Source organism: Citrobacter sp. LST-B2 (assembly GCF_057983045.1).
Genome location: NZ_CP192598.1, coordinates 1,668,704 through 1,682,086, shown reverse-complemented (window position 1 = coordinate 1,682,086; position 13,383 = coordinate 1,668,704). Strand labels below are relative to the sequence as shown.

Genomic DNA, 13,383 nt, shown 5'->3' with positions numbered 1-13,383 from the left:
CGTTAGCGAATTGCTGAAAAGCCCCTGTTTGCGCTACTGTAGCGCGGTAAATCTGACTTCAGGAACTTTTATGCGCAATCGTACGCTGGCTGACCTGGATCGTGTCGTGGCTCTCGGCGGAGGGCATGGATTAGGACGCGTTCTCTCTTCCCTCTCCTCCCTGGGTTCACGCCTCACCGGTATCGTGACCACCACCGATAACGGCGGTTCGACGGGGCGTATTCGCCGCTCGGAAGGGGGAATCGCCTGGGGCGATATGCGCAACTGTCTCAATCAGTTGATTACCGAACCGAGCGTCGCTTCCGCGATGTTTGAATACCGTTTTGGCGGTAATGGTGAACTTTCAGGCCATAACCTCGGAAATCTGATGTTAAAGGCGCTCGACCACCTGAGCGTGCGGCCTCTGGAAGCCATCAACTTAATTCGTAATCTGCTGAAAGTGGACGCACATTTAATCCCCATGTCAGAGCTGCCAGTTGACCTGATGGCGATCGACGATCAGGGGCATGAAGTGTACGGCGAAGTGAATATTGATCAGCTCACCTCGCCCTTGCAGGAACTGATGCTGTCACCGAAGGTCCCCACCACCCGGGAAGCGGTGCAGGCGATTAACGATGCCGACCTGATTATTATCGGTCCGGGCAGTTTTTACACCAGCCTGATGCCAATCCTGCTGCTGGAGGATCTCGCACAGGCGCTGCGCCGTACGCAGGCGCCGATGGTCTACATCGGCAATCTGGGCCGGGAATTGAGCATCCCCGCCGCAAGCCTGACGCTTATCGATAAGCTCACCATTATGGAGCAGTATGTCGGCAAAAGAGTCGTTGATGCGGTTATCGTGGGGCCGAAGGTAGATGTCTCTGCGGTCAGCGACCGGGTGGTGATTCAGGAAGTGCTGGAGGCCAGCGATATTCCCTATCGCCATGACCGCCAGTTATTGCACAGCGCGCTGGAGAAAGCCGTACAGGCGCTGCGGTAAAGGGTTTATTGCCTGATGGCGCTACGTTCACCAGGCCTGCTTATCTACTCTGCAAACTACCAGTGAACAGGCCGGATAAGGTGGTTACACCGCCATCCGGCAATCTCTCACGACGCAGCAATAAACAGTTCACGCAGCTGATGCAGTTGATCGCGGATCTGCGCGGCCTCTTCGAATTCCAGGTTCTGCGCATGCTGCATCATCTGCCCTTCGAGCTCGTGAATCTTCTGTTGCAACGCTTTTGGCGTCATGTCCAGTTCCACCACATCCGATTGCGCTGCGGAACGCGATTTGCCTCGGCCCTTCGCTTTGGTTTTCGCAATGTTCTGCCCCAGCGCCAGAATATCGACCACTTTTTTATTCAGGCCCTGCGGAGTAATGCCGTGTTCTTCATTGTACTGCTGCTGTTTCTCGCGACGACGCTCGGTTTCGCCAATCGCCTTCGCCATTGAGGCCGTAATTTTGTCACCGTAAAGAATCGCCTTCCCGTTGATGTTACGCGCCGCACGACCGATGGTCTGTATCAGCGAACGTTCGGAACGCAGGAACCCTTCCTTGTCGGCGTCGAGAATCGCCACCAGCGACACCTCAGGCATATCGAGACCTTCGCGCAACAGGTTGATCCCCACCAGCACATCAAACTCGCCCAGACGCAGATCACGAATGATCTCCATACGCTCAACGGTATCGATGTCCGAGTGCAGGTAACGCACCCGCTCACCGTGTTCTTCCAGATACTCGGTGAGATCTTCCGCCATACGCTTGGTGAGCGTGGTAACCAGCACGCGCTCGTTGATCTCTGCGCGCTTGCGGATTTCAGAGAGCAGATCGTCCACCTGCGTTGCCACCGGTCGCACTTCAATGACCGGATCCAGCAACCCTGTCGGACGCACCACTTGATCAACCACTTCTCCGCCCGATTTCTCCAGCTCGTAATTGCCCGGCGTCGCAGACACATATATGGTCTGCGGAGCCAGCGCTTCAAACTCTTCGAACTTTAACGGACGGTTATCCAGCGCCGATGGCAAACGGAAACCGTACTCCACCAGCGTCTCTTTACGCGCCCGATCGCCACGATACATCCCGCCAATCTGCGGGATGGTGACGTGGGATTCATCCACCACCAGCAAACCGTCAGCGGGCAGATAGTCAAACAGGGTCGGCGGCGGCTCACCCGGCCCGCGTCCTGACAGAAAGCGCGAGTAGTTTTCGATCCCCGAGCAGTAACCCAGCTCGTTCATCATTTCCAGATCAAACTGGGTACGCTGACTCAGGCGTTGCTCTTCCAGCAGTTTGTCGTTGGCGAGCAGGATTTTGCGACGTTCAGCCAGTTCGACTTTGATCTCTTCCATCGCCTGCACAATGCGCTCACGGGGGGTCACGTAGTGCGTTTTGGGGTAGATGGTGTAGCGCGAAATAGTGGATTCCACCTGCCCGGTCAGCGGGTCAAACAGCGACAGACGCTCCACCTCTTCATCAAACAGCTCCACACGCAGCGCGATGTCGTCAGACTCCGCCGGGAAGATGTCAATCACCTCACCGCGCACGCGGAAAGTCCCGCGCTGGAACGCCTGATCGTTACGGGTATATTGCAGTTCAGCCAGTCGCCGCAGAATGGCGCGCTGATCGATAATCATGCCCACCGTCAGGTGCAGCATCATCTTCAGATATAAATCGGGATCGCCCAGACCATAGATGGCAGAAACGGAGGCCACGACGATCACGTCACGACGCTCCAGCAACGCTTTGGTGGCCGACAGACGCATCTGCTCGATGTGTTCATTCACCGAGGCATCTTTTTCGATGAAGGTGTCTGAGCTGGGAACATACGCTTCCGGCTGATAGTAGTCGTAGTAGGAGACGAAATACTCGACGGCGTTATCCGGGAAAAACTCTTTCATTTCACCATACAGCTGCGCCGCCAGCGTTTTGTTGGGTGCCAGCACCATCGTCGGTCGCTGCAAATCCGCGATCACATTCGCAATGGTGAACGTTTTCCCCGACCCCGTTACGCCAAGTAGCGTCTGATGCGCCAGGCCGTCCTCCAGTCCCTCTTCCAGACGGCGTATCGCCTCAGGCTGATCGCCGGAAGGTTTAAATGCGGAATTCAGTTTGAACGGTTTACTCATGAGCAGCTACCTGAAGGAATGAGCGGGCAGGTGTGTAATTTTACTCGCAGAAGATAATATTGCCAGTAAAATATACTGGATGAAAAAACAGTAACGCCTCATAAAATTTGTGTTACGCATGATAAAAGCGGATCGGAGATGGCTATAATTTCACCGCTGGCAAGATATTACACTATGAAGCGGGTTTATCCCCAGACCATTGACTTCGTTAACATTGTCAAGATACGTGATGAAAGTTTTATTGCATTCAATGACCACAATATGACAGCCATTGATTTTATCTAACGCGCTGTAAATTAAAGGATATTTTATAAAGACGCCTTTCGCACCAATTCGGCTGGAAGCCGCGTAATCTCTCGCTTGCCTTGTGTTTTCTAACTCTAATACACAAGGTTATCCACAGGAATGGTGGATAACTGCCTGCAGGCCATATGGTCTGCCGCCTGGCAAATTCCCGGTCCAACCCACCAGGCAGCACATAAAAAAAAATTATCGCTAAATTTTGATTTTTATCAGCTAAAGAAGTGTCCCTGGCAGGCGAGATCTTGCTCGCAATTTCGCCTTTTACTCACCCGCGAGTAAAGCGAGATCCAGATATTGTCCTGTGGCCGCATTTTCGGCTCCCGCCGCCAGCCACGGGATTTCGCCTAACAATGGCGCAGGGATGACCCGCTTAAGCGTCGCCAGATACTCATGATGGCGTTTTCCCGGCGGCGTGACGTCATTCGCCACCCACCCGACAAGCGGAAGTCCTGCCTGCTGTACCGCCTGCGCGGTCAGCATCGCATGGTTTATACACCCCAGCTTCACGCCGACGACCAGGACCACCGGCAGGCGCTCGATCTGCACCCAATCAGCGAAGGTAAAATCCTCCGCAAGCGGGGTAAACCAGCCGCCAGCACCTTCCACCAGCAGCCACTCCGCCTGCGCGTCCAGCGCGCGCAGGCCGTCTGACATCACATCAGCACGAATTGGCCTTCCCTCATCAGCGCTGATGATATGCGGCGAGGTGGGTTCCGCGAAGGTGTAAGGATTCACCGCCGCGTAGTCCAGCGCCAGACTGCTGTTGCGCTGAAGCGCCAGGGCGTCGCTGTTGCGCAGTCCCTCTGGCGTCATGTCACTACCTGATGCGACAGGTTTATACCCGGCCGTCCGATAACCCAGACTGCGCGCCGCCTGGAGCAGCGCACAGCTGGCGACGGTTTTACCGACTTCCGTATCGGTACCGGTGACAAAATAACGTTTAGTCACGTGCAATCACTCCTGCAAAAAGATGGTAGGTCAGCAGATATTTCCCCTGCCGCTGCGGCCAGGCCAGTTGAAGCTGCTGCAACTGCGAGCGGGTTAAGACGCGCGGCTCTCGCCCCTCGTGCAAATGGGTCGCGCCGATGCCTTTCAGTGAGCGCATAGCGCTCAGGGCGTCATCAAACTCCAGCGTCAGGGAGATTGATTGATGATGCCCTTGCCAGCCGTGCATCGCTTCACACAGCGCCTCGCGGGATAAAAACCGGTTGCCGTGCGCCCGCTCATCCACCGCGCGCCAGGCCTGATGAAGCTCCGGTAGCGAATCCTGGGCCAGCGTGGTGAAAGCCACGCAGCCACCGGGGCGCACGACCCGATACAGTTCGCTCAGCGCCTGATGCAGACTGTTACACCATTGCACGGCCAGATTGCTCCAGGCCAGGTCAAACGTTGCGCTGGCTAACGGCAGTGACTCAATGTCGCCGGTGAGATAGTGATGCGCCACGTCCTGGCGACGCGCCTCGTCCAGCATGCGGGCAGAGAGATCCAGCGCGGTAACCTGACTCCCCAGCTCGCGCCAGTAGCGACTCAAACGCCCCGGCCCGCAGCCGGCATCCAGTACCTGTAAAAATGGGCGTTCCGGCAGTTGTGCCAGCAACGCGTCGGCGCTCAGGCGCTGCAATGTGGCATGCTGCTCATAGTGCGCTGCCGCACGACCAAACGCCGCCGCGATTGCCTGTTTATTCACCTGCCCCATGCAGCACCTCCAGCAATCGGTCGATATCCTCAGGCTCATGCGCCTGAGTTAAGGTCAGTCGCAGACGGGCTGTCCCGGCGGGCACGGTCGGCGGACGGATCGCCGTGACCCAACATCCCTGACGGCGCAAGGTGTCCGCCAGCTGCAATGCGCGCGCATTTTCGCCGACAATCAGCGGCTGGATGGCGCTGTGCGACTGCGCCAGCATGAAATCGGGATGGTTGATAGCCGAGCGGAAGCGCTGGATCAGCGCAGTCAGTTTCTCCCTGCGTGCGTCACCTTCCTGACTGCGAATCACCGAAAGCGACGCCTGTAACGCCATCGCCTGCGCGGGCGGCATGCTGGTGCTGTAAATCAGATGACGGGCGAACTGCAGCAAATAATCGGCAACGTTTTCAGAGCACAGAATCGCCGCACCGCTGACGCCAAAGCCTTTGCCGAATGTTACGACCAATAACTCCGGTTTTACCCGCTGCTGCCAGCAGCTCCCGCGACCCGCTTCTCCACTGACGCCAATGCCGTGGGCATCATCCACCAGTAACCAGGCATTACGCGCCTGTGCGGCCTGCTGAATGTCCACAAGCGGCGCATTGTCGCCATCCATGCTGAACACGCCTTCGGTCACCACCAGTTGACGCCCGGAACAGGGGGCGTCAAGCAGGCGCGTGAGATGCGAGGCGTCGTTATGGGTAAAACGGCGAAGCTGCGCCGGGCAAAGACTGGCCGCTTCCAGCAGCGAAGCGTGGCTGAGACGATCAGCGACAATCCGGTCATCCTTTTCCATCAGCGCGGTAATCACCGCCTGGTTTGCGGCGAAACCGGAAATAAACAGTAACGCGCGCGGATAGCCCAGCCAGTCGGCCAGTTCCTCTTCCAGTTGCTGATGGGCAATGGAATAACCGCTGACGTGGCCCGAGCCGCCGCTGCCGACGCCAAACCGCTCCGCCCCCTGCTGCCAGGCGCGAAGGATATGCGGATGATGACTCAACCCCAGATAATCATTGCTGGAAAAATTGAGATAGCGCCGGTCATTCGTCTCCAGCCAGCGACCGGCTCCCTGTGCTACCACATAACGTCGGCGCAACGTATCCGCCGAACGACGCGCCGCCAGCGCATCGTCGATTTTGTGTTGCCAGGTCATACGGCAGCCGCGTTGTAGTAATCGTCAGTATCCGGTGTCAGCAACGCCTGCTCCAGACGCGCACGCTGCTCGTTATCCCCGGCGAGCACCGCCGTTTGCTGCGGATTCAGCCCCAGCTTATGGAAAAGCTGAAGATCTTTGTCCTCTGCCGGGTTTGGCGTGGTGAGCAGTTTGCAGCCGTAGAAAATAGAGTTGGCGCCAGCCATAAAGCACATGGCCTGCGTTTGTTCATTCATCTGCTCGCGACCGGCAGACAGGCGCACATACGAGGTCGGCATCATGATGCGCGCCACGGCAATGGTGCGAATAAAATCAAATGCGTCGACGTCATCGTTATCTGCCAGCGGCGTACCTTTCACCTTCACCAGCATGTTGATCGGCACACTTTCCGGCGGGGTCGGCAGGTTTGCCAGTTGCAGGAGCAGCCCGGCGCGATCGGTCACCGTTTCGCCCAGGCCGACGATGCCGCCGGAACAGACCTTGATCCCGGCCTCGCGTACTTTGTCCAGCGTGTCGAGTCGCTCCTGGTAGGAACGGGTGGTGATGATGTTGCCGTAAAATTCCGGCGAGGTATCGAGGTTGTGGTTGTAATAGTCCAGCCCCGCCTCCGCCAGCCGTTGCGCCTGTGATTCATCAAGTGTGCCAAGCGTCATGCAGGCTTCCAGTCCCAGCGCTTTCACCCCCTGAACCATCTGCTGCAAATATGGCATGTCGCGCTCGTGCGGGTTCTTCCACGCCGCACCCATGCAGAAACGAGTGGAACCGGCGTTCTTCGCCTGGCGCGCCGACTCCAGCACCTGCTCAACTTCCATTAGCCGCTCAGCTTCAAGGCCGGTTTTATAGCGCGAACTTTGCGGACAATATTTGCAATCTTCCGGGCAGGCGCCGGTTTTGATCGACAACAGTGTGCTGACCTGCACCTGACGAGGATCGAAATGCTGACGGTGGATTTGCTGCGCCTCGAACAGCAGATCCAGCAGCGGTTTTTCAAATAATTCGGTGACTTGCGACAGCGTCCAGCGAGAATGAGTGGTCATAATTTTATACGTTTTGTGGTGATAAGGGTGTAGACTTGTAAACCTAAATCTTTTTAATTTGGTTTACAAGTCGATTATGACAACGGACGATCTCACGTTTGATCAGCGCCACATCTGGCACCCCTACACCTCTATGACCTCCCCGCTACCGGTCTATCCTGTTGAACGGGCCAAGGGCTGCGAACTGATTTTATCCAGCGGTGAACGCCTGATTGATGGCATGTCGTCGTGGTGGGCCGCGATTCACGGATACAACCATCCGCAGCTCAATGCGGCGATGAAAACGCAGATAGACGCCATGTCGCATGTGATGTTTGGCGGGATCACGCATGCCCCCGCCGTCAACCTGTGCCGTAAACTGGTCGCCATGACGCCCGCGTCGCTGGAATGCGTGTTCCTCGCCGATTCCGGTTCCGTCGCGGTGGAAGTGGCGATGAAAATGGCGCTGCAATACTGGCAGGCCAAAGGGGAATCCCGTCAGCGCTTCCTGACGTTCCGTAACGGCTATCACGGCGATACCTTCGGCGCGATGTCGGTCTGCGATCCAGATAACTCCATGCACAGCCTGTGGAAGGGCTATCTGCCGGAAAACCTGTTTGCCCCTGCGCCGCAAAGTCGAATGGATGGCGAGTGGGATGAGCGCGATATGGTGGCCTTCGCGCGCCTGATGGCCGCACATCGTCATGACATTGCGGCAGTGATTCTCGAGCCGATTGTTCAGGGCGCGGGCGGAATGCGGATGTACCATCCGGAGTGGCTGCGCCGTATCCGCAAAATGTGCGACCGTGAAGGCATTCTGCTGATTGCGGATGAAATCGCCACCGGATTTGGCCGCACGGGCAAACTGTTTGCCTGCGAACACGCCGGGATCGCGCCCGACATTCTGTGTCTGGGAAAAGCGCTGACCGGCGGAACGATGACCCTTTCAGCCACCCTGACCACCCGCCAGGTGGCGGAAACCATCAGCAACGGCGAGGCGGGCTGTTTTATGCATGGTCCGACGTTTATGGGCAATCCGCTGGCTTGCGCGGTGGCGACCGCCAGCCTGTCACTACTCGAATCCGGCGACTGGCAGGCGCAGGTCTCGTCCATTGAAACCCAGCTATGCCAGGAACTCGCCCCGGCGCAGACATCGCCATGGGTGGCTGATGTCCGCGTGCTGGGAGCGATTGGCGTGGTGGAGACAACGCATCAGGTTAATATGGCGGCCCTGCAGAAATTCTTTGTGCAACAGGGTGTGTGGATCCGCCCGTTTGGCAAACTCATCTACCTGATGCCGCCGTATCCCATCCAGCCAGAGCAACTGCGCCGCCTGACGCAGGCCGTGAACGACGCTGTGCGCGACGAAACATTTTTTAACGGGTAACTGGCGGTAAGCTGTGCGATTTCTGGCTACACTTTTTGGCGAGAATTAAGGAGAGTGCATGAAAGTAATCAGCAACGATTTTCGCGACGGGGAAAAACTCCCCCTGCGCCATGTCTTCAACGGTATGGGTTATGAAGGGGATAATATTTCCCCGCATCTGGCCTGGGATGAAGTGCCTGCCGGAACGAAGAGTTTCGTGGTGACCTGTTTCGACCCCGATGCACCAACCGGCTCTGGCTGGTGGCATTGGGTGGTGGCTAATTTACCGGCCGATACCCGTGTTCTGACCCAGGGCTATGGCTCCGGGCTGGTCGCTGTGCCAGACGGCGTTATCCAGACACGAACCGATTTCGGTAAAGCGGGCTATGGCGGCGCGGCGCCGCCAAAAGGCGAAACCCACCGCTATATCTTTACCGTTCACGCGCTGGATGTGGACAGGATTGACGTCGATGAAGGTGCCAGCGGGGCGATGGTCGGATTTAACGTCCATTTCCACTCGCTTGCCAGCGCCTCAATTACCGCGATGTTCAGTTGATCGGTGCTGTGCCGGATGACGACGCTCACGCGTCTTATCCGCCTGCGGGAGGGATTCACAGGCCGGATAAGCGTTAGCGCCATCCGGCGCGGTTTAAAGAAATTCCGGCACGAGCTGCAGCAACGCCCCCTGTGCAAGCAATTCTGTCGCACGCTTAATATCCGGGGCGAAGAAGCGGTCCTGGGTGTAATGCGCAACCTGCTCACGTAATACCGTTCGCGCCTGCTCCAGCAGCGGGCTTGACGTTAATCCTTCGCGCAAATCGATCCCCTGACACGCGGCCAGCCATTCGACGGCCAGCACGCCGCGAGTATTCGCCGCCATTTCCCATAACCTGCGCCCTGCCGCCGGTGCCATCGAGACATGATCTTCCTGATTCGCCGACGTTGGCAGGCTGTCCACGCTGTGCGGATGCGCCAGCGCTTTGTTCTCGCTGGCAAGCGCCGCCGCCGTCACCTGGGCAATCATAAAGCCGGAGTTCACGCCCCCGTTTTTAACCAGGAAAGGCGGCAACTGCGACATATGCTTATCCATCATCAGCGCAATACGGCGTTCGGACAACGCGCCAATTTCAGCAATCGCCAGCGCCAGATTATCTGCCGCCATCGCCACCGGTTCAGCATGGAAATTACCGCCTGAGATAACGTCTCCCTGCTCAGCAAAAACCAGCGGATTATCGGAGACCGCATTGGCTTCCGCCAGCAGTACGTCCATCACCTGACGCATCTGTGTCAGACATGCGCCCATCACCTGCGGCTGACAGCGCAGAGAATACGGGTCCTGCACCTTTTCGCAATTGTGGTGCGACTGAGACAGCGCGCTGGTCTCTGTCAATACATGGCGATACAGCGCCGCCGCGTCGATCTGTCCACGCTGCCCCCGCGCGGCGTGAATACGCGCATCAAACGGACGGCGAGACCCTAACACCGCTTCGGTGGTTAACGATCCGCACATGACAGCCGACGCGAACAGCTCTTGTGCTTCAAACAGTCCGCGTAACGCAAACGCCGTCGATGCCTGTGTGCCGTTAAGTAACGCCAGCCCTTCTTTCGCCGCCAGCGTAATCGGCTCCAGGCCGGCTTTTTTTAACGCTTCCGTCGCCGGTAACCATTCCCCCTGCCAATGCGCCTTTCCTTCCCCCAGCAGCGTGAGCGACATATGGGCCAGCGGCGCTAGATCACCGGAGGCGCCTACCGATCCTTTCGCCGGGATGTGCGGCCAGACTTCGGCGTTCACCAGCGCAATCAGCGCCTCTATCACGCTAAGACGAATACCAGAAAAGCCGCGCGCAAGGCTGTTTATCTTCAGCACCATGATCAGGCGCACCAGTGCGTCATCTAAGGCATCACCCACGCCTGCCGCATGCGACAGCACCAGCGAACGTTGCAGGTTTTGCAGATCCTCATTGGCGATGCGCGTCTGCGCCAGCAGACCAAAGCCGGTGTTAATGCCGTAGGCCGTGCGGCCCTCAGCGACAATGGTGTTGACACAGGCCACGCTGGCGTTAATGCCGTCAATAGCGCTGGCGTCGAGGCGCAGTTTAACCGGCTGCTGCCAGACTTCGCGTAGTTGTGAAAAACTCAGATGGCCCGGCGTTAAGGTCATGGTATTCATATCAGCGTTTCCCCTGCGTTGCCGCAACCATCGGCAGATTCAGCCCTTGTTCAACAGCGCACGCCACGGCAATATCGTAGCCCGCATCCGCATGACGCATTACGCCGGTCGCCGGATCGTTATGCAAAACCCGGGCAATGCGCTCGGCGGCTTCATCGCTACCGTCACAGACAATGACCATCCCGGCATGCTGTGAGAAGCCCATTCCCACACCGCCGCCGTGATGCAGCGATACCCAGGTCGCCCCGCTGGCCGTGTTGAGCAGCGCATTGAGCAGCGGCCAGTCGGAGACGGCGTCAGAACCGTCGCGCATCGCTTCGGTTTCGCGGTTGGGGCTGGCGACAGAGCCGGAATCCAGGTGGTCGCGACCGATCACAATTGGCGCAGACACTTCCCCCCTGCGCACCATTTCGTTGAATGCCAGACCCAGTTTTTGCCGCCATTCGAGCCCCACCCAGCAGATACGCGCTGGCAGCCCCTGAAAATTAATGCGCTCCCGCGCCATGTCCAGCCAGCGGTGGAGATGTTCGTCATCCGCCACGATCGCTTTCACTTTGGCGTCGGTTTTATAAATATCCTGAGGATCGCCGGAAAGCGCCACCCAGCGAAACGGCCCAATGCCGCGGCAGAACAGCGGGCGAATATAGGCCGGTACGAAGCCAGGAAAGGCAAAGGCGTTTTCCACGCCCATCTCTTTAGCCATCTGACGAATGTTGTTGCCGTAATCGAACGTCGGTACGCCCATGTCGTTGAACGCCAGCATCGCCTCCACGTGTTTTGCCATCGAGCGCTTCGCTGCCTCTACCGTACCCTGTGGATCGGCGAGCGCTTTTTGCTGATAGGTTTCCCAGTCCCAGCCGGAAGGCAGATAACCGTGCAGCGGGTCATGAGCGCTGGTCTGGTCGGTAACCATGTCCGGACGCACACCGCGCTTCACCAGTTCGGGCACCACATCCGCCGCATTGGCGCACAGGGCAATCGATACGGCTTGACCTTCGCGGGTGTATTTTTCGATACGCGCCAGCGCATCATCAAGAGATGTCGCCTGTTCATCGACATAACGAGTGCGCAGACGAAAATCGATACGACTCTGCTGACATTCAATGTTCAGGGAACAGGCACCTGCCAGCGTCGCCGCCAGTGGCTGCGCGCCGCCCATGCCGCCGAGCCCGGCGGTTAACACCCAACGCCCGCGCAGGTCGCCGTCGTAGTGCTGCCGTCCCGCTTCAACAAACGTTTCATAAGTGCCCTGCACAATTCCCTGACTGCCGATATAGATCCAGCTTCCGGCCGTCATCTGTCCGTACATCGCCAACCCTTTCGCATCCAGTTCATTGAAATGCTCCCAGGTCGCCCAGTGAGGCACGAGGTTGGAGTTGGCAATCAGCACGCGCGGAGCGTTCTGGTGAGTTCTGAACACACCAACCGGTTTACCAGACTGGACCAGCAGCGTTTCGTCCTCTTCCAGTTGGGTCAGGGCGTTGACAATCGCGTCATAGCATTCCCAGTTACGGGCCGCGCGGCCTATACCGCCGTACACCACCAGCTCATGTGGGGTCTCGGCGACGTCGGGGTCCAGGTTGTTCATTAACATGCGCAATGGCGCTTCGGTCAGCCAGGATTTGGCCGTCAGCGTTGTCCCTCGCGGGGCGCGGATATCTTGCTGACGAAACTTGCTATGAGACATAACAACGACTCCTCACGGACATGCCGGAAAAGGTTTATCCGGCAAAGGGAATGATCGGGTGTGAGGTAAACATATACTTGTCTATACAAGACATAACAAGATGCAATTTAACAAATAAGATACATTTTTGTTATATTGCGTCAGCAATCACGCTTTCTGTCCGCGTGCGTCAGGAGGAGAAGTGGCCCTGCAAGCGGTAACGAGAGCCCGGAAAGAGTAACCGCGCGTGAGAAACGATCTGCGAGGCGGACCAGGTGGTACGACGAATGAGCAGGCAAGGATCGGTCTCGCCGATGTCGAGTAACGCGCACTCTTGCGTCGTGGCGCGCACCGCTTCAACAATGTGTTCCCCTTCCGTCAGCGGGGCAATCAGCGACAAATATGCATGCGGCGTGGTCTGGTTGTAATCCTGCGCCAGATATTCCGGCACAATGTCGGCATTCACACAGCGATCTTCAATCTGTACCGGCTGGTCGTTTTCAAAATGTACCATCACAGAATGAAAAATCGCCGTACCTTCCGTCACCTTCAGCGCCGCTGCCTGCCGCGCATTGGCCGGTTTCTTTTCCAGAATCAGCACCTCGCAGTGATGCCGATGCGCCCGTGCGGCAATTTCGTCGGCAATACTGCGAATTTCAAACAGCGCGGACTGGCCTTTCGGCTCCGCGACAAAGGTTCCCACCCCCTGCAGGCGCACCAGCATCCCTTCGTCAGTCAGTTCACGCAGCGCCCGGTTGATGGTCATCCGGCTGAAGCCGTACTGCGCCACCAGCTCCGCTTCCGACGGAATACGATCGTGCGGCTGCCAGACGCCGCTGGCGATCTTTTCGCTAATCTCGCGTTTAACCGTCTCATAAAACGGTGCGGGAGCAGAACGAGGCCGAGAAAGTGTCATG

At 57.6% G+C, this 13,383-nt stretch carries 11 protein-coding genes; 3 read left to right on the top strand and 8 right to left on the bottom strand.

Going from position 1 to position 13,383, the window contains the following annotated elements:
* Positions 1–70: 70 nt before the first annotated feature.
* On the top strand, positions 71–979 hold the full coding sequence (gene yvcK / locus ACQ0PY_RS07875) for a uridine diphosphate-N-acetylglucosamine-binding protein YvcK (RefSeq protein ID WP_043001303.1): 909 nt from the start codon (positions 71–73) through the stop codon (positions 977–979).
* 107 nt (positions 980–1,086) lie between these two features.
* Here the strand turns inward: yvcK and uvrB are convergent, their stop codons facing one another.
* The 5 genes from uvrB to bioB form a co-directional block, all read right to left on the bottom strand.
* Positions 1,087–3,108 (bottom strand): excinuclease ABC subunit UvrB, encoded by a 2,022-nt coding sequence (gene uvrB / locus ACQ0PY_RS07870; protein WP_044268002.1) that lies wholly within the window; start codon positions 3,106–3,108, stop codon positions 1,087–1,089.
* A gap of 564 nt (positions 3,109–3,672) precedes the next feature.
* Positions 3,673–4,359 carry a dethiobiotin synthase gene (bioD, locus tag ACQ0PY_RS07865; RefSeq protein ID WP_046401466.1) on the bottom strand — a complete coding sequence of 229 codons (687 nt, stop codon included), beginning with the start codon at positions 4,357–4,359 and terminating at the stop codon, positions 3,673–3,675.
* Positions 4,352–5,107 carry a malonyl-ACP O-methyltransferase BioC gene (gene bioC, locus ACQ0PY_RS07860; RefSeq protein ID WP_043001307.1) on the bottom strand — a complete coding sequence of 252 codons (756 nt, stop codon included), beginning with the start codon at positions 5,105–5,107 and terminating at the stop codon, positions 4,352–4,354. Before bioC ends, bioD begins: the two co-directional genes overlap by 8 nt.
* Positions 5,091–6,248, bottom strand: coding sequence for an 8-amino-7-oxononanoate synthase (gene bioF / locus ACQ0PY_RS07855; protein WP_109740029.1), 1,158 nt, complete (start codon positions 6,246–6,248; stop codon positions 5,091–5,093). Before bioF ends, bioC begins: the two co-directional genes overlap by 17 nt.
* Entirely contained in the window at positions 6,245–7,285 is a 1,041-nt protein-coding gene (bioB, locus tag ACQ0PY_RS07850) for a biotin synthase BioB (protein WP_043001309.1), read from the bottom strand. Before bioB ends, bioF begins: the two co-directional genes overlap by 4 nt.
* 76 nt (positions 7,286–7,361) lie before the next feature.
* On the opposite strand from bioB, the gene bioA reads away from it, so the two are divergent.
* Positions 7,362–8,651, top strand: a complete 1,290-nt coding sequence (gene bioA / locus ACQ0PY_RS07845; RefSeq protein WP_109740617.1) for an adenosylmethionine--8-amino-7-oxononanoate transaminase — start codon at positions 7,362–7,364, stop codon at positions 8,649–8,651.
* A gap of 58 nt (positions 8,652–8,709) precedes the next feature.
* Complete coding sequence (locus ACQ0PY_RS07840; protein WP_043001310.1) at positions 8,710–9,186, top strand: kinase inhibitor; 477 nt, start codon at positions 8,710–8,712, stop codon at positions 9,184–9,186.
* Positions 9,187–9,279: 93 nt separating this feature from the next.
* Here the strand turns inward: ACQ0PY_RS07840 and hutH are convergent, their stop codons facing one another.
* The 3 genes from hutH to ACQ0PY_RS07825 all read right to left on the bottom strand — a co-directional run bounded on the left by hutH (position 9,280) and on the right by ACQ0PY_RS07825 (position 13,382).
* A complete protein-coding gene (gene hutH / locus ACQ0PY_RS07835) occupies positions 9,280–10,800 on the bottom strand; it encodes a histidine ammonia-lyase (protein ID WP_044268016.1) in 1,521 nt (506 codons plus the stop codon).
* Position 10,801: 1 nt separating this feature from the next.
* Positions 10,802–12,487 carry a urocanate hydratase gene (gene hutU, locus ACQ0PY_RS07830; RefSeq protein ID WP_109740028.1) on the bottom strand — a complete coding sequence of 562 codons (1,686 nt, stop codon included), beginning with the start codon at positions 12,485–12,487 and terminating at the stop codon, positions 10,802–10,804.
* Positions 12,488–12,656: 169 nt separating this feature from the next.
* Positions 12,657–13,382, bottom strand: coding sequence for a histidine utilization repressor (locus tag ACQ0PY_RS07825; protein ID WP_109740027.1), 726 nt, complete (start codon positions 13,380–13,382; stop codon positions 12,657–12,659).
* Position 13,383: the final 1 nt, after the last annotated feature.

Bases quoted from the DNA above. Each gene is read 5' to 3' on its own strand.
- ACQ0PY_RS07825 (WP_109740027.1), bottom strand. From the start codon at position 13,382: ATGACACTTTCTCGGCCTCGTTCTGCTCCCGCACCGTTTTATGAGACG.
- bioB (WP_043001309.1), bottom strand. From the start codon at position 7,285: ATGACCACTCATTCTCGCTGGACGCTGTCGCAAGTCACCGAATTATTT.
- hutU (WP_109740028.1), bottom strand. From the start codon at position 12,487: ATGTCTCATAGCAAGTTTCGTCAGCAAGATATCCGCGCCCCGCGAGGG.
- hutH (WP_044268016.1), bottom strand. From the start codon at position 10,800: ATGAATACCATGACCTTAACGCCGGGCCATCTGAGTTTTTCACAACTA.
- bioC (WP_043001307.1), bottom strand. From the start codon at position 5,107: ATGGGGCAGGTGAATAAACAGGCAATCGCGGCGGCGTTTGGTCGTGCG.
- uvrB (WP_044268002.1), bottom strand. From the start codon at position 3,108: ATGAGTAAACCGTTCAAACTGAATTCCGCATTTAAACCTTCCGGCGAT.
- bioF (WP_109740029.1), bottom strand. From the start codon at position 6,248: ATGACCTGGCAACACAAAATCGACGATGCGCTGGCGGCGCGTCGTTCG.
- yvcK (WP_043001303.1), top strand. From the start codon at position 71: ATGCGCAATCGTACGCTGGCTGACCTGGATCGTGTCGTGGCTCTCGGC.
- bioA (WP_109740617.1), top strand. From the start codon at position 7,362: ATGACAACGGACGATCTCACGTTTGATCAGCGCCACATCTGGCACCCC.
- ACQ0PY_RS07840 (WP_043001310.1), top strand. From the start codon at position 8,710: ATGAAAGTAATCAGCAACGATTTTCGCGACGGGGAAAAACTCCCCCTG.